A 20,174-nucleotide genomic window follows, 5' to 3' on the forward strand; every position below is an offset into this window, starting at 1 on the left:
GGCTTAGAGCTTTACGTTTCTGCGGCGATACCAATAGCGATATTGCTCGGTGAATCCGAAATCTTCGTACAACTGGATGGCGGGCTCGTTGTCGGCCACCACCTGTAACAGCGCCAGCACGGTGCCGCCTTCCTGGCCCCAGCGCAGCAAGGTGCTGACCACGCGCCGGGCATAGCCTTTGCGCCGATGCTCGGGGTGGGTGCAGATATCAAACAGCACCAGGTGGTCCATGATGGCCACCGCCATCCCCACCGCCACCACTGTGCGGCCTTCTTTCAGCAACGCAAACGCGGCTGGGCCGGGCATGCTGGCAAACATGTCTTCAATTAGCGGCTTTTTGCTGTAGCTGACTTTGCCAAAGCGGCAGAACGCATTCAGCCATTCTTCGGTCGGGCCGCCATACAAGCGCACGTCCGTATCGTAGAAATGCAGAAAACTGGCCAGCTCCACCATCTGTACGCTGGATAAATCGAGCTTTTCGTAGCCGCGCAGTGCCAGTTCGGCATCCAGTTCTTCGTGCGCCGAAGTCACCTTGAAGATGGTCGGCAAGTCGTGCATGGCGTAGGTGCGCTCGCAAATGCCCAGCTTGTGATCCAGGTCCATGATGCCGTCGTTCAAGGGCGTCACCGAGTTGGCGCGCTTGGTATAGCCCTCGGCCATACGCAGCCACCAACCATCGATCATCAACGTCTTGAGCGCGGGCCAGGCGCTTTGCGCCAGGCTTTCCAGCAGTGCGATCTGCGGCTCACCAATCATGCGTTACAGCACCGGTGCGCGGGTGTGCCAGTCGGTGACTTGCTGGTACTGATGCGCGGCGTTCAGCAGTCGGGCTTCGGCAAAATAATTGCCGATCAACTGCATGCCGATCGGACGGCCGTTGCCGGCAAAACCGATCGGATGGCTCAGGCCCGGCAAGCCCGCCAGGTTAACGCCCAGCGTGTAGATATCAGCCAGGTACATCGCCAGCGGATCATCGGTTTTTTCGCCGATATTCCACGCCGCTGTCGGCGCAACCGGCGCCGCGATCACATCGCATTGCGCCAGGCCCGCGGCAAAGTCATTGGCCAGCAACTGGCGTACACGCTGCGCTTGCAGGTAGTACGCGTCGTAATAACCGTGGCTGAGCACATAGGTGCCCGTCAGAATGCGGCGTTTGACTTCCCAACCGAAACCTTCCGCGCGCGTCTTTTCGTACATCTCGGTCAGGCCGTCGTATTGCGCGGCGCGATGACCGTAGCGCACGCCATCAAAGCGGCTGAGGTTGCTCGACGCTTCGGCCGGCGCAATCACGTAATAAGACGGGATGGCCATGCGCGTGTTGGGCAGCGAAATCTCGACGATGGTCGCACCCAGCTTTTTGTATTCCGCAATGGCGGCGTCAATCGCGCGCGCCACTTCGGCATCGAGGCCTTCCGCAAAATATTCTTTGGGCAGACCAATGCGCAGGCCGGACAGCGGTTGCGCCAGATCACGCGTGTAATCTTCGGTAGCGCGTTCCACGCTGGTGGCGTCGCGCTCATCAAAGCCTGCCATTACGTTCAGCAGCAGCGCACAGTCTTCCGCGCTTTTGCCGATGGGGCCGCCCTGATCCAGCGAGCTGGCATACGCGATCATGCCAAAGCGGCTAACCACGCCATAGGTAGGCTTGATGCCGGTGACGCCGCAAAACGCGGCGGGCTGGCGAATCGAACCGCCGGTATCGGTGGCCGTTGCCACCGGAGCCAGCCGTGCGGCTACCGCAGCGGCCGAACCGCCCGAAGACCCGCCGGGCACCGCGTTAACGTCCCACGGGTTTTTAACCGCGCCAAAATAGCTGTTCTCGTTGGACGAACCCATGGCGAACTCGTCCATATTGGTCCGGCCCAGCGTGACCATGCCGGCGCGCGCGATGTTCTCGACCACGTGCGCCGAGTACGGCGACACAAAGTTTTCGAGCATCTTCGAGCCACACGTGGTGCGCCAGCCTTCCTGGCAAAAGATATCTTTATGCGCCAGCGGCACGCCGGTCAGCGCGCCTGCATGACCTGCGGCACGCGTGGCATCAGCCGCCCGCGCCTGCGCCAGTGTCAGATCTTCGTTGAGCGTGATAAACGCATTGAGCTGGCCATTGAGGGCCTTGGCGCGTTGCAGAAATTCGGTGGCCAGTTCTACGGCCGAAAACTCACCTGCCGCCAACCCGGCGGACAATTGCTTGATGCTTTTTTCGAACATGCCGGTCATTCCTTCTCATCGACGTAGCCAAGGCCACGTTCGATCAGGTCGATCAGGGTATGAATGATCTTGATATGGATTTCTTGCGTGCGGTCGGCATAGCCGAAATGCGGCACGATGATCTCGACATCGGCGGCGTCTTTAAGCTTGCCGCCGTCTTTGCCCATCAACAGAATCACACGCATATTGCGTTTGCGTGCCTCTTCCACCGCACGGATTACATTGGCCGAATTGCCGCTGGTGGTAATGCCCACCAGCACATCGCCCGGCTGGCCAAACGCCGCCACAGCGCGCGCAAAGATCTCGTTGAAGCCGTAATCATTGGCCACGCAGGTAATGTGCGACGGGTCGGACACCGCCATTGCAGGCAAGGCAGGACGATCGCCGCGGTAGCGGCCGGACAGCTCTTCGGCAAAGTGCATGGCGTCGCAGTGCGAACCGCCATTGCCACATGACAGCGCCTTGTGGCCCGAACGGAAGGCGTCGGCCAGCAGATCGGCGGCGGCGTCGATGGAACTTAACAGCGCATGGTCGGCCAGTACTTTGGCCAGCACCTGGGCTGCTTCTTCAAAATGCGCTTGTACGCGTTGCACGCTCATTCGATCACCTTGGGCACCAGATAAAGACCGTCCTGCACGGCCGGGGCCACGGCCTGAAAAGCGTCGCGACGGTCGGGCGCAGTGGCCGCGTCTTCACGCAGGCGCAACTGGCTGGCGCTGACGTGCGCCATGGGCTCGATACCTTTGGTATCAATGGATTGCATCTCTTCGATGAGGCCGAACAGCCCGTTCAACTGGGCCTGGCTGGCCGCCACTTCCTCATCGGTGACGGCGATGCGCGCGAGGCGCGCGATGCGCTTCACATCATCAAGCGAAAGGGACATGGTTTTGCCTTCATTAACATCAACGGGATAGGGTATCATACCGCCCTTGATTCGCCGAAGCGTGGCCAGCATCCGCACCCGATGCCAGCCGCCGCCACGGCGGGCCCGGCGGGCCTTGTACGCCATGCCAGTCCCACTGGGCTTCTGCGGTGTTTCTACAGGACCAGATTGCGGATTTGCATCATCCATTTCGCGGCACAGGCTCATGCAACGCCTGTGTTGTTTTGTCGAAACCCGAATCCGACTGTGAGTACACGATGTTTGGTCTTCTCTCCGGCTATTTTGCCAACGACATTGCCATCGACCTTGGCACTGCCAACACCCTGATCTACATGCAAGGCAAAGGAATTGTGCTGGACGAACCTTCGGTGGTCGCCATTCAACAAGAAGGCGGCCCCTCCGGCAAAAAAACCATTCTGGCCGTCGGCGCCGAAGCCAAAAAAATGCTGGGCCGCACGCCCGGCAGCATTACCGCCATCCGCCCGATGAAAGACGGCGTGATTGCCGATTTCACCATCACCGAACAGATGCTCAAGCAGTTCATCAAAAAGGTGAACCCCAGCCGTTTGTTCAGCAGCCCTCCGCGTATCGTGATTTGCGTACCCTGCGGTTCCACCCAGGTGGAACGCCGCGCCATCAAGGAATCCGCACTGGGCGCGGGCGCGCGCAAGGTTGAGCTGATCGAAGAACCGATGGCCGCGGCCATTGGCGCCGATCTGCCGGTAGAAGAAGCCACCGGCTCGATGGTGGTGGATATCGGTGGCGGCACCACCGAAGTGGGCGTGATCTCGCTGGGCGGTATTGTTTACGCCAGCAGCGTACGCGTGGGCGGCGACAAGTTTGACGAATCGATCATCAACTACATCCGTCGTAACTACGGCATGTTGATTGGTGAAACCACCGCCGAAGAAATCAAGAAGCGCATTGGCTCGGCATTTCCGGGCGCTGAAGTGCGCGAGATGGAAGTCAAAGGCCGCAACCTGGCCGAAGGCATTCCGCGTTCGTTTACCATTTCTTCCAACGAAATCCTGGAAGCACTGACCGAACCGCTGAACCAGATCGTGTCCGCAGTCAAACAAGCGCTGGAACAAACCCCGCCGGAACTGGGCGCCGATATTGCCGAAAAAGGCATGGTGCTGACCGGTGGCGGCGCGTTGCTGCGCGATCTGGACCGTCTGCTGATGGAAGAAACCGGCCTGCCCGTCATCGTGGCCGAAGACCCGCTGACCTGCGTCGTGCGCGGTTCCGGCAAAGCGCTCGAGAAGCTGGACAAGGGCGGCGTGGCGATTTTCACCAACGACTGATTGCCGGCTCCGGCCCTGAGCGCGCAAGCGCCAGACCGATGCGTGCCCCTGCCCCGGCCGCTCCGCCCTTTGTGGTGGTGCGGCCGCGGTGCAATCAGGCAGGGCGCAACCTGGTCTACGCCATCCGGTCCGGTCGACCGGATTACCACGCGGCGGCGGCCACAGCCACAGGTGAACCATGCAAGCGACGCAACCCGCCTTTTTCAGACAAGGCCCCAAGCCGCTCACGCGGCTTTTGATATTTTCAGTGATCTCGCTGGCGATGATCGTCGGCGACGCGCATTTCAAGATGCTTGATCGCGTACGCGAGAAAGTCTCGGTGGTGCTGTACCCGCTGCAATGGCTGGCCACCGAACCGTTCGAGATCGCCCGCACCACGACGCAATTCTTCAGCCGCCAGGCCGAACTGCTGGCCGAAAACCGTCGCCTTAACGACGCGCAACTGGTGGCCCAGGCGCAAGCGATGAAGATGAAGGCGCTGGAAGCCGAAAACCTGCGCCTGCGCCAACTGGACGAGCGCCAGGCCTCGTTTGGCTCGCCCTCGCAACTGGTCGAAATCCTCTACAACGGCCGTGACCCCTTTACCGCGCGCCTGATCGTCGATCGTGGCGAGCGCGCCGGTATTGCGCCGGGCCAGGCTGTGATCGATACGGTGGGCGTGGTGGGCCAGATTATCCGCATCCAGCCGCTGACCTCCGAAGTCCGCATGATTACCGACCGCGACCAGATGGTGCCGGTGATGGTGGAACGTAACCAGCTGCGCACCGTTATCTATGGCATGGGCCGCAATCAACCGTTGGAAGTGCGCAATATGGCGCCCAATGTCGACATCAAGGAAGGCGACCGCCTGGTAACGTCGGGCATTGATGGTATTTATCCGGCGGGTCTGGCGGTGGCGCGCGTGCTGCGCATTGATCGCTCAGCCAGCAGTGCGTTTGCCCGCATCGTGTGTGCGCCGCTGGCGGATGTGGACCAGCATCGCTTTTTGCTGGTGCTGAACACCGCGCGCGTGCTGCCGCCCTACCCTGTTACCCCAACGCCCACCCCAGACAAAAAGAAACGAGGCCGTTAATGCCGGTATCCAGCCAGCTGCTGCGTCCCGTCGGGGGCGCGTTTATCACTTTTACTTTTATTGTCGCGCTGGTGATCAACCTGCTGCCGTGGCAAGCCGAAGTCGCCAACTTCACGCCTGACTTTGTTGCCCTGTTTATCGTGTACTGGACGCTCAACCAGCCGCGCCGCGTGGGTGTGGGCGTGGCCTTTATGCTGGGCGTGCTGATGGATGTGGGCGACGGCAACGTGCTGGGCCAGCATGCGTTTGCCTATGCCGTGATCGCGTATCTGACGCTGTCGCGCCAACGGCTGCTGAATGTTTTCCCGTTCTGGCAGCAGGCGCTGGTGACGCTGGGCATGTTGTGGCTGTCGCAGGCGCTGATGGTCATCATCCGTCTGCTGCTGGGCGCGTCGTTTGTAGGCTGGGGCTATTTTGCCGGCAGCGTACTGGCCGCCATCATCTGGACGCCGCTTTCCAACCTGTTGCTGATGTACCAGCGCAAGCCGAAATCTGAAGCGCTATGAGTCGCAACGAGCTTAAAAATCAACAGTCCGAGCGCTACGCGTTTCAGATCCGCATCGTCGCAGCCGCTTTGCTGGTGCTGGTGCTGTTTGGCCTGTTGGCCACGCGCTTTAGCTGGCTGCAGGTGATGCAGCACGACAAGTACCAGACCCTGGCCGAGCAGAACCGCATTTCGCTGGTGCCCATCGCGCCACCGCGCGGCATTATCTATGACCGCAATGGCGTGGTGCTGGCGCATAACTTTTCGGCCTATACGCTGGAAATTACGCCATCGCGCGTGGGGGTGCTGGAAGACTGTATTGATCGGCTGAACAAGATTATCGAGATTACGCCCAAGGATCGCCGTCGCTTTAAAAAGCTGATGGAAGATACCAAGGACTTTGAATCGCTGCCGATTAAAACCCGGTTAACCGATGAAGAAGTGGCCAAATTTGCCGCTAACAGTTATCAGTTCCCCGGCGTTGAAGTCAAAGCGCGCTTGTTCCGCCAATATCCACAAGGCGAAGTGGCTTCGCATTTGATTGGTTATATCGGCCGGATTAACGAAAAAGATCTGGATGATCTGGACGATAAAGGCGAACTGGCCAATTACCGTGGCACCGACCATATCGGTAAAGTGGGCATTGAAGAAAGCTACGAACAGTATTTGCACGGCACCACCGGCTTTGAAGAGGTCGAAATTGATGCGGGTGGCCGCGCGATTCGCACTTTGCGCCGCACGCCACCCCAGCCGGGCAAAAATCTGATTCTGTCCGTCGATATCAAATTGCAGCAGATTGCCGAAAATGCATTTGGTGATCGCAAAGGCGCATTGGTCGCCATCGATCCAAAAAATGGCGGTGTATTGGCTTTTGTTTCCAAGCCAGGCTTTGATCCCAATCTGTTTGTGGATGGCATTGATCCGCAAAGCTGGAATGATTTGAACACCAGCCCGGATAAACCGCTGAATAACCGTGCATTGCGCGGCACTTATCCGCCCGGCTCTACCTTCAAGCCATTTATGGCATTAGGCGCGCTGGAAGGTAATTTCCGGTCGCCCAATCAAGCGATTGCCGATACTGGCGTATTCAATTTTGGCGGCCATACCTTCCATGACGACAAGGTGGGCGGCCACGGCATGGTGGATATGTATCGTTCCATCGTGGTGTCTTGCGATGTGTATTACTACTCGCTGGCCAATGTAATGGGCATCGACGCCATTTCGCGCTTTATGGGCAGCATGGATTTCGGCAAACCCACCGGCGTGGATATCAATGGCGAACAGCCAGGCGTATTGCCGTCGCAGGAATGGAAAAAGAAACGCTTCCGTAATCCGGCACAACAAAAGTGGTTTGCGGGCGAGACCATTTCGATTGGTATTGGCCAGGGCTACAACGCCTATACACCGCTGCAGATGGCGCATGCGACAGCCACGCTGGCCAATGACGGCCGGGAATATCGTCCGCATATGGTGGCGTATCTGGTCGATGGCAAAACCGGCGCGCGTACCGTGGTTGAGCCGACGCCCGAAAAAATCATGAACTGGAAGCAATCCAACGTCGACATCGTCAAACGTGCGATGGCCGGCGTAATTAAAGAAGGCACGGGCGCGAAAGCGTTTGCAGGCGCGGCTTATACGGCGGCGGGCAAAACCGGTACGGCGCAGGTGTATAGCCTGAAGGGCGCCAAATACAGCGAAAGCGGTACCAAAGCGCATTTGCGCGATCACGCCTGGTTTATTGCTTATGCCCCGGCCGAAGACCCGAAAATTGCCTTGGCGGTATTGGTAGAAAACGGTGGTTGGGGCGCGGCAGCGGCGGCGCCGATTGCGCGGCAGGTGCTCGATTATTACCTGACCGGCAAACAGCCGAACCAACCGGCTTCTGAGGTGGAGAGCAGCGACAGTGATTAAAGTGCTCTGGGATCGCTTTGTGCGGCCAATTGATCCATGGCTGCTGGTTTTTCTGGTGTTGTTATTCATCCTGTCTTCGATTGTGCTGTATTCGGCCTCCAATCAGGACATGGGCAAGCTCAATGACAAGTTCACCTTTATGGGTGTGGCGTTGTGCGTGCTGTGGGTGATGGCCAATATGCCGCAGCAAGTATTGATGCGGCTGGCGCTGCCGATCTATCTGGTCGGCGTGGTGCTATTGATTTGCGTGGCGCTATTTGGCTCGGTCAGCCATGGCGCGCGGCGTTGGCTGAATATCGGCGTCACCATCCAGCCTTCCGAATTAATGAAACTGGGCTTGCCAATGATGCTGGCCTGGTATTTCCATCATTACGAAGCCACGCTTAACTGGAAGCATTTTCTGGTGGCGATGATTTTGCTGGTTATTCCAATGGGGCTGATTCTGAAACAGCCCGATCTGGGCACCGCATTACTGATTGCGTCTTCCGGTTTTTATGTGATGTTTTTTGCCGGATTATCGTGGTATCTGATTGGCGCATTGGTATTGGCCGGCGGTGGCCTGGCCTATGTGGTGACGCACTGGAATTTGTGTATTCATATCTTGCGCGAATACCAATGCCAACGCGTGGCCACCATGCTCGACCCGATGCAGGACCCTTTGGGCGCGGGCTATCACATTATTCAGGGCACCATTGCCATTGGCTCGGGCGGGCCATTTGGTAAAGGCTGGCTGAATGGCACGCAGACTCACCTCGACTTTATTCCGGAACGCACCACTGACTTTATTTTTGCCGTATTTGGCGAAGAATTTGGCCTGGCCGGCAATATTGTTTTGCTGTTGTTATATCTGATGCTGATTGGCCGCGGCTTGCATATCGCCAGCAATGGTTCCACCTTGTTTGGCCGCTTGCTGGCAGGCGCATTAACGCTGACTTTCTTTACCTATGCCTTCGTCAATATGGGCATGGTGTCGGGCATTCTGCCGGTGGTGGGCGTGCCGCTGCCGCTGGTGTCTTATGGCGGCACCTCGATGGTGTCCCTGATGGCGGCGTTCGGCATTCTGATGAGCGTGCAGAAAGATCGCAAACTGATGAAGAACTGATTAAAGAGGCGGTTAGGCGTGGCGAAGAAATGGACTGAGATGATCACCTGGCGCCGCTGCGCCACCGTCGCACTGACCACGCTGCTGGTGGCTTGCGGTAGCGCACCCCGCCAGCCCGCCCCGGCCACACCCACCACGCCCACTCCCTCCGGCGCGCCCACGCAGGGACTGAATCAGCCACCGGCCCAACTGGCCACCACGCCGTCGCCGTACCATTGCGCATATACGGCGGGGGCCAAAGGCACCGGCAATTTCTATCTTGATGACGGCCCGCAAGAAACGCTGCCGGAATGGCTGGATTTTGTGCCCGAGCCCACGCCCAAAGCCGAACCACTGCACCGCTTCGCCAACAACCCCTATACGGTGCTGGGCCAGAATTTCACACCGCTGCGCACCGCAGGCAAGCTGAACCAGCAAGGCATGGCGTCATGGTATGGCCGCAAATTCAACGGCCAGAAGACCTCCACCGGCGAGGTCTACGACATGTTTACCATGACCGCCGCCTCGCCGATTCTGCCGCTGCCCAGCTATGCGCGCGTCACCAACGTCAAGAACGGCCGTAGCGTGATTGTGCGGGTGAATGATCGTGGTCCGTTCAAGCGCGGCCGTGTGATGGATCTGTCTTTCCTGGCCGCCTGCCGCCTGGGTTACGCCATGAATGGCAGCGCCGAAGTGGTGGTGGAAAGCCTGGCGCCGGGCGAGATCCCGCCGCCGGTGAATGTGGCGCAAGCCGCCGCCAACCCGATGCCCGCCGATGCGCCCGTCGCCACCCTGCCCGCCAGCAGCGCAGGCGTAACGGCCGCCGCACCGGCCGCCGCGCCGGTGGCGGAGGCCAAACCCGAACGCGTGCCGGTTTCAGTGGCCAGCGGCGGCGGTGTGTATCTGCAACTGGGCGCATTTGGCTCGCTAACCAATGCCGAGAATTTCCGCGACCATATGGCGCGTGATCTGAACGGCGAAGGCGCCACCGTCACCGTGCAATCCGCCGGCAATCTGCATCGCGTCAAACTCGGACCATTTGCCGATCGCAAAGCGGCGCTGGCGGCAGCGGAACGCATTACGGGCAGCCATAATCTGCAAGTGGTGGTTACGCAATAAGCCGCCACGGTGCGGTGATGCCTGCGCGAGGGGATACATTGAAATCCCGATGCATTTGCACACGTGTTCACTGCATAATCCTGCAACTCAACTGCTATGGATGACCGCGTACCATGAACCCGCAATTTGTCGTATTTGGCGAAGCCCTGACTGACTTTATTGCCGAAGGCGACGGCTTGTGGCGCGCGGTGCCGGGCGGATCTTGCTGGAGCGTGGCGCGCGTAGCGTCAAAGCTGGGGCTGCCGACCGGTTACGCGGGCGCGGTCAGCACCGACAACTTTGGCAACGATCTGGCGCGCCTGGCGCTGGAGGCGGGTCTGGACGAGCGCTTTTTGCAACGCGTGGATAAAGCGCCTTTCCTGGCCATGGTGCCGTCCAAAAACCCGCCGCAATATTTCTTTATTGGCGACGACAGCGCCGACCTGCATTTTGATCACACCAAACTGCCGGCGGGCTGGATGGATGATGTGCAGATTGCCCACTTCGGTTGTATCAGCCTGGTGCGCGAACCGCTGGCCAGCCGGCTGGTGGCGTTGGCGGGCGAAATCAAGGCCGCAGGCAAACGCATCTGTTTTGATCCCAACTATCGCAAGATCATGGCCGACCCGGCTTATGCCGCCACGCTGCAACGCATGAGCGAGCTGGCCGATTTCATCAAGGTGTCGGATGAAGATCTGACGCATCTGTTCCCCGGCACCACGCTGGAACAAGGCATCGCGATTTTGCGTGGCTGGGCACCCGCCGCCGATATCCTGCTCACCCAAGGTGGCGCCGGTATGACGCTAATGACGCCGACTGAAACGCTGCATCGGCCTGTCTTTGCGGTGGACGTCGCCGACACCGTGGGCGCGGGCGACGCCAGCATGGGCGGCTGGATGTGTTCGGTATTGACGCAACCCGAGGCAGGCTTGCAGGCGCATCTGGACTTTGCCTGCGCCGCCGCCGCCACGGTCTGCCGCCAGCACGGCGCTTATGCCCCCACCACGGCCGAAGTGCGCGCACTCATGGCAGGTGCGGCTTAAGCGCGCTGCTCCACCCAATCCGCGATGGCAGTAGCCAGCTGCTGCCGATGTGCAATCCGGGCGAAGACGTGATCAGCCTGCGCAAAGCCCTGAAAACGTCCGCCCGGAATCTGCGCCGCCACCGTCTCGCCGATCCGCGCGGGCACCACCACATCGTCTGCGCCATGCAACACCAGCGTGGGCAGATGCAACTGGCTGGCCGCCGTGCCCAGATCAAACGCCTCGGCCTCTTGTAACAACGCCTCGCTGATCGTCAGCCCCAGATAGTCATAACCACCGGCTACAGACGGCTGCAAGGCCAACGGTTTGAGATTTCCGCCCATATTTCCCGCCGGGGCCAGCAGCAGCAGCAGCGACGCCAGCTCAGACCGGCGCGCGGCCGCCAGCGTCGCCGCCAGCGCGCCCATGCTAAAGCCCAAAATATGCCAGCGCAGGTCGGGATAGTCGGCCTGGACGCAATCAAGCATCGCGCCGGCTTGCTCCGCCTGGTCGGCAATCGACAAATCAGCAAAGTCACCCTCGCTTTCGCCGCAACCGGCAAAGTCAAAGCGGAACACCGCAATACCGCGCGCATTCAGCAGCCGCGCCAGATGCACAAACAAATAGGTGTATTCGATGCGCGAGCCGGTAAAGCCATGCAGCAACAAGATGCCTTCACGCGCGGGGCGGGCGGGCAGGTCGGCGCTGCCGATCAGACTGCGGCCATGGTGTTGTACGGTTAGTGGTACGAGCATGACGAGAGCCTCTGGCAAAGTCGTTAAGTGGATCACGATACCCTGGCCGCCGCCGCCCGGGTTTTGCCACACTTGCGCAACCTGAGGGGCTTGACGAGCCTGCTACACTATCGGGCATTCACGGTTTCAGAAGGTTGGCCCTCATGTACGACGTTGCCCGCACCCATTTCCGCACCCTGCGCGATTGCCTGCGCTTTGCCGTCACCCGTTTTGACGACGCCAAACTGTTTTACGGCCACGGCACCGACAACGCCTATGACGAGGCGGTGTATTTGATGCTGGCCACGCTGGGCCTGCCGCGCGACCGGCTGGAGCCGTTTCTGGACGCCAGCTTGCTGCCTTCCGAAATCGACAAAGTAATGACGGTGATCCAGCGCCGCGCCGAAGAACGCATCCCGGCCGCGTATCTAACTAAAGAAGCATTTCTGGGCGAATACCGTTTTTACGTGGACGAACGCACCATCGTGCCGCGTTCGTTTATCGCCGAACTGCTGCGCGAAGACGCGCTGGAACCGTGGATCGAGCACCCCGAGCTGGTGCATCGTGCGCTGGATTTGTGTACCGGCAGCGGCTGCCTGGCCATTTTGATGGCGGATTATTTTCCGGATGCGGAAATCGATGCGGTCGATCTGTCGTCCGACGCGCTGGATGTGGCCGAAATCAACGTGCTGGAATACGACCTGGGCGCGCGTATTCATCTGATCGACTCCGACCTGTTTACCGAACTGGCGGGCGAAACCTACGACCTGATTATCTCCAACCCGCCGTATGTGGATGCGCATTCGATGGAAGAACTGCCGCATGAATATACGCACGAGCCGGAAATGGCGCTGGGCAGCGGCGAAGACGGCCTGGACGTGACCCGCCGCATTATCGAAGCCGGCACCACGATGCTGACCTCGCATGGCGTGATGGTGGTGGAAATTGGCCACAACCGCGATGTGCTGGAAGAAGCGTATCCGGAGCTGCCGTTTGTGTGGCTGGATACCAGCAGCGGCGATGGGTTTGTATTTTTGCTGACGCGGCAGATGTTGGTGGATGCGGGGTATTGAGGGGGCTCAGCCTGCGGCGCGGGTGGCGTGTCGGGGTTGCGGGGCCTGAACGCATTTGCTTGCAAGGGCTTGAAGGCGTTGGCTTGCGGCGCTTGTTTTGATGTTCGGATTGGCACGAAGGGCTGTTGAGACGCCTGGCCCACAGCGCAAGTTCGGCCTGCGCCGAGCAGCCTTAGCTGCTCGAGCCTACGGGGGTATGTTTGATGTTTGGTTGGTGCCGAATAGACTTTTAACCGCTTAGCCTGCGGCGCATGTTTTGATACCCGGGGGTGCCCGGGAGCACGTTGGTTTTCAGTGAAGACTTATCGTGCAACTTTGCTTCGCCAAAGAAAAAGTAACCAAAAGAAAGGCGACCCCACTCGCGAATCCTTCGCTCGCCAGGGGGCCCGCAGGTCAAAAGCCGAAACGGACCGTCTGGGACTTCAATTTCTCAGCTGCCGCTCCGCGGAACTTCGGTCGGACGGAGCCCGAACTACCGGTCTCCTTCCCCTCCCTCGACAGGTAATGCCTGCTGTCCGCCTGGCTTGCTGCCTCGTTGCTCCGCAACATCGGGTGGGCGTGGTGGCGACGGGTAACAATGAACATCCGCACCGCCCGCTTAACGCACCCACCCCGCACGGCCACCGCCGTCTAACTTGTCACCGCTCTCGCCACGAACCACCAACGTCTCATGCGGTGGGTCAAGACCCACCACCCAAAGCCACCCGCAAGAACGATCACTCCAATCAGTCGCCAATTCACGACCGCTCGAACCCCGAAGGGGTCTTGTCCTGGCTGGCGGGGACAACGCACATTTCCCGATTACGCCATGCCCGTCATTCCTTGCCGCCTTCCGGATTTCACGCACTTGATCACCTCGGTGGCATAACCAAAATGTGCGTTGCCCCGACGGGGTAACGCACCCTACGTTTTGCATGCCTCCGTGAGGAGGCAAACATGCGTGTGATTCGGCGCTGTTGTTCTTGTTTACCACTTTGGGTGGTGGGTCTTGACCCACCCTATGAGAGGTTTGCGGTTCGTAGCGGGAACGGTGACAAATTAGACGGCGGTGGCCATGCGGAATAAATGCGTTAAGCAAGCGATGCGGATGTTCATTGTCACCCGTCGCAACCACGCCCACCCGATGTTGCGCAGCAACGAGGCAGCAAGCCAGGCAGACAGCAGCCATTACCTGTCGAGGGAGGGGAAGGAGACCCGTTTTTTGGGGCTCCGTCCGACCGAAGTTCCGCGGAGCGGCAGCTGGGCCATCGAAGTAACAGACGGTCCGTTGCGGCTTTTGACCTACGGGCCCCCTGGCGAGCGAAGGATTCGCGAGTGGGGTCGCCTTTCTTTTGGTTACTTCTTCTTTGGCGAAGCAAAGAAAAATGACGTGCTCCCGGGCACCCCCGGGTATCAAAACATGCGCCGCAGGCTAAGCGGTTAAGGGTTTGTTCAGCGCAAACTGAACATCAAAACCTGCGCCGCAGGCTAAAGCCATTAAGAGTGGCAGAGTCCAGCAAAGCCAGACAACAACCCATCCACACGCGCAGCGCCCCCCTCCTTCAATAGCCCGACGTGATCCCCGCCCCACCCCAACACAAGGTACAATCACCGCTTTCCCGCCGTGCCCCTCATGCGCCCTTTATGTCCCCCCTCGAACAGTTAGAACACGTCTTTGGCTACCGCGCGTTCCGCGGCATGCAGGGCGAGATCGTGCAGCATCTGACCGATGGGGGCGATGCGCTGGTGCTGATGCCCACCGGGGGCGGCAAGTCGTTGTGTTATCAGATTCCCGCGCTGTGCCGGCCCGGCTGCGCCGTGGTGGTTTCGCCCCTGATTGCGCTGATGCAGGATCAGGTGGATACGCTCAAAGAACTCGGCGTGGCCGCAGCCTTTCTGAATTCGACGCTGGATAACGAACAGGCCCGCGCCGTGGAGCGTGCCTTCGTTAATGGCGAGCTGAAGCTGCTGTACGTCGCGCCCGAGCGCCTGGTCACCTCGTGGTTCAAGAACCTGCTGGCGCGTGCGCAGATTTCGCTGTTTGCCATTGATGAGGCGCATTGCGTCTCGCAATGGGGCCATGATTTCCGCCCGGAATATCTGGGCCTGTCGGTGCTGGCCGATGAATTTCCGGGGGTGCCGCGCATTGCGCTGACCGCCACGGCCGACCACGCCACGCGCGGCGAAATCGTCACGCGTTTGCGCCTGGAAACCGCGCGCCAGTTTGTCACCAGTTTTGACCGCCCTAACCTGCGCTACGCCATCGTCGAAAAGAAAAACGCGCGCGATCAGCTGCTGACGTTTTTGCGGCGCGAACACGAAGGCGATGCCGGCATCGTGTACTGCATGTCGCGCAAAAAGGTGGAAGACACCGCCAACTGGCTACGCGAAAAAGAAATCCGCGCGCTGCCCTATCACGCGGGTCTGGATGCCGCCACGCGTACCAAACACCAGCAGCTGTTTTTGCGTGAAGAAGGCATCGTCATGGTGGCGACCATCGCGTTTGGCATGGGCATCGACAAGCCCGACGTACGCTTTGTGGCGCATCTGGATTTGCCCAAATCGATCGAAAATTATTATCAGGAAACCGGCCGCGGCGGCCGCGATGGCTTGCCTGCCAGCGCCTGGATGGCGTACGGGCTTAATGACGTGATCATGCTTACCGGCATGATCGAGCAAGGCAACAGCGACGACACACAAAAGCAGCTGGAGCGGCGCAAACTCGACGCGATGCTGGGCTTGTGCGAAACCACCACGTGCCGTCGCGTTACCTTGCTGGGTTATTTTGGCGAGCAAATCCAGCCTTGCGGCAATTGTGACAACTGCCTGAACCCGCCTGCGCTCACCGATATGACCGAGGCCGCGCAAAAAGCCCTGTCTTGCGTGTTTCGCACCGGCAACCGTTTTGGCGTGGGCCATCTGATTGACGTGCTGCAAGGCAAGGTCAACGCCAAAGTGCAGGACTGGAAACACGATCAGCTTTCCACTTTCGGCATCGGCAAAGACGTGGACGAAAGCACCTGGCGCGCCATTTACCGCCAGTTGCTGGCGCAAGGCGCGCTGCAAGTCAGCGCCGATGGCTTTGGTGGTTTGTCGCTCACCGATCAGGCCCGGCCGTTTTTGCGCGGCGAAGCGCAATTGCAGTTGCGCGCGCGTACCGAAAAATTCCGCGTCAAAGAAAAAGACCGCACCGAATTCCTTGAGCCCGAAGACAAGATGTTGTGGGCCGCCCTGCGGCGGCGGCGCAAAGAACTGGCCGACGAGCAGAACGTGCCGGCTTACGTGATCTTTGGCGACGCCACACTTAAAGAAATGGTGCGCTTGCGCCCGGCCGATCATTACGAAATGGCGCGCATCTCCGGTGTGGGGGATCGCAAGCTTGAGAAATACGGCGATGATTTCCTCGCCGTGATTGCCAACCAGACCACCGCGTAACGCCGATGACCGCCGCCGACCCGACTGGCTTTACGTTCCAGCCCATTGGTTATCTGCAAACGCCGTTTGCCGACAAGTTTGGCATTCCGCGCCAACCCACACTGGCCCCGCATGCCACCGGCGTGCTGAAGCTGTTGCCGCCTTATGATCGCGCCGAAGCCGTGCGCGGGCTGGAGGCATTCAGTCATGTCTGGCTGACGTTTGTGTTTCATCAGACTGCGGGCCAGTGGAGCCCGACCGTGCGCCCGCCGCGGCTGGGTGGCAATCAGCGCATTGGCGTGTTTGCCTGTCGCTCGCCGTTCCGGCCCAATCCGCTGGGCTTGTCGCTGGTGCAATTGCGCTCAATCAGCACCGACGAGGGCGTTGTGCTGACATTCAGTGGCGTTGATCTGGTCGACGGCACGCCCATTCTCGATATCAAGCCGTATATTCCGTACGTCGAAAGCCAACCGGATGCGCGCAGTGGCTTTGTGTCGGGCGAACCGGCGCGCTTGCAGGTGGTCTTTAGTGAGCTGGCCGAGCAGCAATGCCAGCGCTATCAAACCCGTTATCCCGAATTACGAGCACTGATCGTCGACGTGTTGACGCAAGACCCGCGCCCCGCGTATGCCGATGACCCCGCGCGGCGTTATGGCGTCCGGCTGTATACGCTGGACGTTAAATGGCGCTGCGACGGCCAAAGTGCCTTTGTTGAATCCCTGGACTCGTTATGACCTTGTTTGCTCCGCGCCGCCGCTGCGCGCTTGTGTTGCTGGCCGCGCTGCTGGCCGCGTGTACCACCCCGAAAGCGCCCGTTACCCCGCCCCCGCAAGCCACTGTGGCGCCGCCGATCAAGGTGCGCATCGGCCTCGCCTTGGGTGGCGGCGCGGCGAAAGGGTTTGCCCATATCGGCGTGATCAAGATGCTGGAAGTCAGCGGCTTTACACCCGACGTCGTGGCGGGCACCAGCGCAGGTAGCGTGGTGGGCAGCCTGTACGCCAGTGGCCTGGGGCCGTATGAACTGCAGACCAACTCGTTTGCGCTGGATGAAGCGCAAATCCGCGATGTCAGCCTGCTGTCGGGTGGACTGGTCAAGGGCCAGAAGCTGCAGGATTACGTGAACCAGCTGGTTAAAAACCGGCCGCTGGATAAATTGAACAAGCCGTTCGCAGCCGTGGCCACCGAGCTGGAAACCGGCAAGCGCACGGTGTTTGTGCGTGGCAATACCGGCCAGGCCGTGCGCGCATCCAGCAGCATTCCGGGCGTGTTCGAACCCGTGGTCATTAACGGCAAACATTATGTGGATGGCGGCGTGGTCAGCCCCGTGCCGGTGGATGCCGCGCGCGAACTGGGCGCCGACATTGTAGTGGCCGTGGACATCTCGGCCAAAGCCAACGGCAAAGCGCCCGGTGGCATGGTCAATATCGTTACGCAATCCATCGCCATCATGGGTCAGACCTTGGGCCAGCAAGAAATGACGCGCGCTGATGTCATTATCCGCCCCAATGTCGGCAAGATCGGCCCCACCGATTTTGATCAGAAAAACGTAGCCATCATGGAAGGCGAGCGCGCTGCGCTGGCGGCGATGCCCGAAATCCGCAAAGCCGTTGAAGCCAAACGACTGGAGTTGCTGAAGAAACAGCAGGCCGCCAAGCCCTGATGCGGCCAACCGCGCGCTGCAAACCGTGGCCCAATGCGGGCCGCGCGGCTTGCAGCGTGCGCGCAATGCCCGTACATTAGCGCCCACATAGAACGGCCGTTCTCAATATGGACTTTGCGACACTCACTCCGGCGGTAACTTCGCGGCTGGCCAAACTGGGCCTGCTGCGCCCGTTCGACCTGGTGTTGCACCTGCCGCTGCGTTATGAAGACGAAACGCAGCTGGTGTCGATGCGCGACGCGCTGTTTGGCGCGCCGTCTTTGGTGGAAGGCGAAGTACTGAGTTGCGATGTGCAATTCCGCCCGCGCCGCCAATTGGTGGCGCGCGTGGCCGATGACACCGGCAAGTTGATTGTGCGGCTGATCCACTTTTATCCCAGCCAGGCCAAGCAACTCACCGTGGGCAACCGCGTGCGTTTGTATGGCGAAATCCGTCATGGCTTTTGGGGGGACGAAATGGTCCATCCCAAGATCAAGACCGTGGGCGAAAACAATAGCCTTAGCGAAGCGCTTAGCCCGGTTTACCCCACCACTGCGGGGATGGCGCAGCACCAGATTGCCAAGCTGATCCACCAGGCGCTGGCCGCCAGTGACTTACGCGATACGCTGCCGCCCGAAATTCTTGAGCCGTTAAACCTGCCCGCGTTTGCGCCCAGCGTAAAACTACTGCACGCCCCCACGCCCGACATCCCGAATATCCAGCTGACCGAACGCACGCACCCGGCGTGGCAACGGCTGAAGTTTGACGAACTGTTGGCGCAGCAGCTCAGCCTGCGCATGGCGCGTGCGGTGCGGCGTGAAAAAAACGCGCCGCAGATCGCACCCAAAGGCGAACTGGCGCGCAAATTGTTGGCCAGTTTGCCGTTTGGCTTGACCGGTGCGCAGCAACGCGTGCTGCTCGAAATTGAACACGATCTGGCGCAACCGCACCCAATGCAGCGCTTGCTGCAAGGGGATGTGGGCGCGGGCAAAACCATCGTCGCCGCGTTGGCGGCCTGCCATGCCATTGAGGCCGGCTACCAGGTGGCCTTGCTGGCCCCGACCGAAATTCTGGCCGAGCAGCACTATCGCAAACTGGCGACGTGGCTGGAGCCGCTGAATATCCGGGTGGCGTGGCTGGCGGGCAGTCTTAAAGCCAAGGCCAAACGCGCCGCGCTGGAAGACGCCGCCCTAGGCACCGCGCCGTTGATTGTCGGCACGCACGCGTTGTTTCAGAGCCAGGTGGAATTTGCCAACCTCGGCCTCGCCATCGTTGATGAGCAGCATCGCTTTGGCGTCGCGCAGCGGCTGGCATTGCGCGAAAAAGGCAATGGCCCGCATCAGTTGATGATGTCGGCCACGCCGATTCCGCGCACGTTGGCGATGAGCTTTTATGCCGATCTGGACGTCAGCGTCATCGACGAACTGCCGCCGGGCCGCACGCCGATCGTGACCAAGCTGATTTCGGATGCGCGCCGCGACGAAGTCACCGAGCGCATCGCCGCCAAGGTGGAGGAAGGCCGCCAGGTGTATTGGGTGTGCCCGCTGATTGAGGAATCCGAAGCGCTGCAATTGCAGACCGCCGTCGATACGCATGCGCAATTGACTGAAGAATTAAATGGCATTGCGGTGGGGCTGATCCATGGCCGCATGAAGCCCGATGAAAAAGCCGCCGTGATGGATGGCTTTATCAAGAATGAAATCCAGGTATTGGTGGCCACCACTGTGATTGAAGTGGGCGTGGATGTGCCCAACGCCAGCCTGATGGTGATCGAACACGCCGAGCGCATGGGCCTGGCGCAATTGCACCAGTTGCGTGGCCGCGTGGGCCGGGGCGCGCACGCGTCTTTGTGCGTGTTGCTGTACAGCACGCCGCTGGGCGAGCTGGCCAAATCGCGCTTGCGCGTTATTTACGAGAACACCGACGGCTTTGAAATTGCGCGCCAGGATATGGAGTTGCGTGGCCCCGGCGAGCTGGCAGGCGTGCGGCAATCGGGCGTGCCGATGCTGCGCTTTGCGGATCTGGAAAAAGACGCCGATCTGCTGGACGTGGCGCGCGAAACCGCCGAGCACCTGCTGGCCACCCAGCCCGCCGTTGCCATTGCCCACCTCGACCGCTGGCTGCCCGGCCGCGAGATGTTGCTTAAGGTCTGACGCCGGAAACGCGGTCAGAGCGCGCCAAACCGGCCGGCCAATCGCTACAAAACGACACACGGCAGCGCAAAAGCTGATAACACGCTGACAAACTCGACTCAGACGCGTGAATTTTT

At 60.1% G+C, this 20,174-nt stretch carries 17 protein-coding genes; 12 read left to right on the forward strand and 5 right to left on the reverse strand.

Features of this window, described 5'->3' with window-relative positions:
* Positions 1-3 precede the first annotated feature (3 nt).
* The 4 genes from WG78_RS09790 to gatC are packed head-to-tail and all read right to left on the reverse strand — an operon-like array spanning position 4 to position 3,301.
* The gene (locus tag WG78_RS09790) at positions 4-756 is read right to left on the reverse strand and encodes a GNAT family N-acetyltransferase (protein WP_053937628.1); all 753 of its coding nucleotides are present in this window, start codon (positions 754-756) and stop codon (positions 4-6) included.
* 3 nt (positions 757-759) lie between these two features.
* Positions 760-2,211 carry an Asp-tRNA(Asn)/Glu-tRNA(Gln) amidotransferase subunit GatA gene (gatA, locus tag WG78_RS09795; RefSeq protein ID WP_053937693.1) on the reverse strand — a complete coding sequence of 484 codons (1,452 nt, stop codon included), beginning with the start codon at positions 2,209-2,211 and terminating at the stop codon, positions 760-762.
* A gap of 5 nt (positions 2,212-2,216) precedes the next feature.
* Positions 2,217-2,810, reverse strand: a complete 594-nt coding sequence (gene lpcA, locus WG78_RS09800; protein WP_053937629.1) for a D-sedoheptulose 7-phosphate isomerase — start codon at positions 2,808-2,810, stop codon at positions 2,217-2,219.
* Entirely contained in the window at positions 2,807-3,301 is a 495-nt protein-coding gene (gene gatC, locus WG78_RS23375) for an Asp-tRNA(Asn)/Glu-tRNA(Gln) amidotransferase subunit GatC (RefSeq protein WP_373278979.1), read from the reverse strand. Before gatC ends, lpcA begins: the two co-directional genes overlap by 4 nt.
* Positions 3,302-3,351: 50 nt before the next feature.
* On the opposite strand from gatC, the gene WG78_RS09810 reads away from it, so the two are divergent.
* The 7 genes from WG78_RS09810 (at position 3,352) to WG78_RS09840 (ending at position 11,087) form a co-directional block, all read left to right on the forward strand.
* A complete protein-coding gene (locus WG78_RS09810; RefSeq protein WP_053937630.1) occupies positions 3,352-4,398 on the forward strand; it encodes a rod shape-determining protein in 1,047 nt (348 codons plus the stop codon).
* 178 nt (positions 4,399-4,576) lie between these two features.
* Positions 4,577-5,470: a rod shape-determining protein MreC gene (gene mreC / locus WG78_RS09815; RefSeq protein ID WP_053937631.1), complete on the forward strand. Its 894-nt coding sequence runs from the start codon at positions 4,577-4,579 to the stop codon at positions 5,468-5,470.
* The gene (gene mreD / locus WG78_RS09820; RefSeq protein WP_053937632.1) at positions 5,470-5,976 is read left to right on the forward strand and encodes a rod shape-determining protein MreD; all 507 of its coding nucleotides are present in this window, start codon (positions 5,470-5,472) and stop codon (positions 5,974-5,976) included. Before mreC ends, mreD begins: the two co-directional genes overlap by 1 nt.
* Complete coding sequence (mrdA, locus tag WG78_RS09825; RefSeq protein ID WP_053937633.1) at positions 5,973-7,865, forward strand: penicillin-binding protein 2; 1,893 nt, start codon at positions 5,973-5,975, stop codon at positions 7,863-7,865. The genes mreD and mrdA overlap by 4 nt, the downstream gene beginning before the upstream one ends.
* Positions 7,858-8,967, forward strand: coding sequence for a rod shape-determining protein RodA (gene rodA, locus WG78_RS09830; protein WP_053937634.1), 1,110 nt, complete (start codon positions 7,858-7,860; stop codon positions 8,965-8,967). The genes mrdA and rodA overlap by 8 nt, the downstream gene beginning before the upstream one ends.
* 39 nt (positions 8,968-9,006) lie before the next feature.
* Complete coding sequence (locus WG78_RS09835) at positions 9,007-10,065, forward strand: septal ring lytic transglycosylase RlpA family protein (RefSeq protein ID WP_053937635.1); 1,059 nt, start codon at positions 9,007-9,009, stop codon at positions 10,063-10,065.
* 113 nt (positions 10,066-10,178) lie between these two features.
* Positions 10,179-11,087 (forward strand): carbohydrate kinase family protein, encoded by a 909-nt coding sequence (locus tag WG78_RS09840; RefSeq protein WP_053937636.1) that lies wholly within the window; start codon positions 10,179-10,181, stop codon positions 11,085-11,087.
* On the opposite strand, the gene WG78_RS09845 is transcribed toward WG78_RS09840, so the two are convergent.
* Complete coding sequence (locus WG78_RS09845; RefSeq protein ID WP_053937637.1) at positions 11,084-11,821, reverse strand: alpha/beta hydrolase; 738 nt, start codon at positions 11,819-11,821, stop codon at positions 11,084-11,086. The two genes, WG78_RS09840 and WG78_RS09845, sit on opposite strands and share 4 nt — an antisense overlap.
* Positions 11,822-11,964: 143 nt before the next feature.
* Between WG78_RS09845 and prmB the strand changes: the two genes are divergently transcribed.
* From prmB to recG, 5 genes are all read left to right on the forward strand, one after another.
* Positions 11,965-12,873 (forward strand): 50S ribosomal protein L3 N(5)-glutamine methyltransferase, encoded by a 909-nt coding sequence (gene prmB / locus WG78_RS09850; protein ID WP_053937638.1) that lies wholly within the window; start codon positions 11,965-11,967, stop codon positions 12,871-12,873.
* 1,623 nt (positions 12,874-14,496) lie between these two features.
* Positions 14,497-16,287, forward strand: a complete 1,791-nt coding sequence (gene recQ, locus WG78_RS09860; RefSeq protein ID WP_053937640.1) for a DNA helicase RecQ — start codon at positions 14,497-14,499, stop codon at positions 16,285-16,287.
* Positions 16,288-16,292: 5 nt separating this feature from the next.
* A complete protein-coding gene (gene tsaA, locus WG78_RS09865; protein ID WP_053937641.1) occupies positions 16,293-17,000 on the forward strand; it encodes a tRNA (N6-threonylcarbamoyladenosine(37)-N6)-methyltransferase TrmO in 708 nt (235 codons plus the stop codon).
* Entirely contained in the window at positions 16,997-17,926 is a 930-nt protein-coding gene (locus tag WG78_RS09870; RefSeq protein ID WP_053937642.1) for a patatin-like phospholipase family protein, read from the forward strand. Before tsaA ends, WG78_RS09870 begins: the two co-directional genes overlap by 4 nt.
* Positions 17,927-18,033: 107 nt before the next feature.
* Positions 18,034-20,058, forward strand: coding sequence for an ATP-dependent DNA helicase RecG (recG, locus tag WG78_RS09875; protein WP_053937643.1), 2,025 nt, complete (start codon positions 18,034-18,036; stop codon positions 20,056-20,058).
* The last annotated feature ends 116 nt before the right edge of the window (positions 20,059-20,174 follow it).

The organism is Amantichitinum ursilacus, assembly GCF_001294205.1.
In the GTDB taxonomy this organism is placed as follows: domain Bacteria; phylum Pseudomonadota; class Gammaproteobacteria; order Burkholderiales; family Chitinibacteraceae; genus Amantichitinum; species Amantichitinum ursilacus.

Coding starts and splice junctions, on each gene's coding strand:
- WG78_RS09835 (WP_053937635.1), top strand. CDS start 9,007: ATGATCACCTGGCGCCGCTGCGCCACCGTCGCACTGACCACGCTGCTG.
- gatA (WP_053937693.1), bottom strand. CDS start 2,211: ATGTTCGAAAAAAGCATCAAGCAATTGTCCGCCGGGTTGGCGGCAGGT.
- WG78_RS09790 (WP_053937628.1), bottom strand. CDS start 756: ATGATTGGTGAGCCGCAGATCGCACTGCTGGAAAGCCTGGCGCAAAGC.
- recQ (WP_053937640.1), top strand. CDS start 14,497: ATGTCCCCCCTCGAACAGTTAGAACACGTCTTTGGCTACCGCGCGTTC.
- WG78_RS09810 (WP_053937630.1), top strand. CDS start 3,352: ATGTTTGGTCTTCTCTCCGGCTATTTTGCCAACGACATTGCCATCGAC.
- mreD (WP_053937632.1), top strand. CDS start 5,470: ATGCCGGTATCCAGCCAGCTGCTGCGTCCCGTCGGGGGCGCGTTTATC.
- prmB (WP_053937638.1), top strand. CDS start 11,965: ATGTACGACGTTGCCCGCACCCATTTCCGCACCCTGCGCGATTGCCTG.
- lpcA (WP_053937629.1), bottom strand. CDS start 2,810: ATGAGCGTGCAACGCGTACAAGCGCATTTTGAAGAAGCAGCCCAGGTG.
- WG78_RS09845 (WP_053937637.1), bottom strand. CDS start 11,821: ATGCTCGTACCACTAACCGTACAACACCATGGCCGCAGTCTGATCGGC.
- WG78_RS09870 (WP_053937642.1), top strand. CDS start 16,997: ATGACCTTGTTTGCTCCGCGCCGCCGCTGCGCGCTTGTGTTGCTGGCC.
- mreC (WP_053937631.1), top strand. CDS start 4,577: ATGCAAGCGACGCAACCCGCCTTTTTCAGACAAGGCCCCAAGCCGCTC.
- recG (WP_053937643.1), top strand. CDS start 18,034: ATGGACTTTGCGACACTCACTCCGGCGGTAACTTCGCGGCTGGCCAAA.
- gatC (WP_373278979.1), bottom strand. CDS start 3,301: ATGAGCCTGTGCCGCGAAATGGATGATGCAAATCCGCAATCTGGTCCT.
- tsaA (WP_053937641.1), top strand. CDS start 16,293: ATGACCGCCGCCGACCCGACTGGCTTTACGTTCCAGCCCATTGGTTAT.
- mrdA (WP_053937633.1), top strand. CDS start 5,973: ATGAGTCGCAACGAGCTTAAAAATCAACAGTCCGAGCGCTACGCGTTT.
- WG78_RS09840 (WP_053937636.1), top strand. CDS start 10,179: ATGAACCCGCAATTTGTCGTATTTGGCGAAGCCCTGACTGACTTTATT.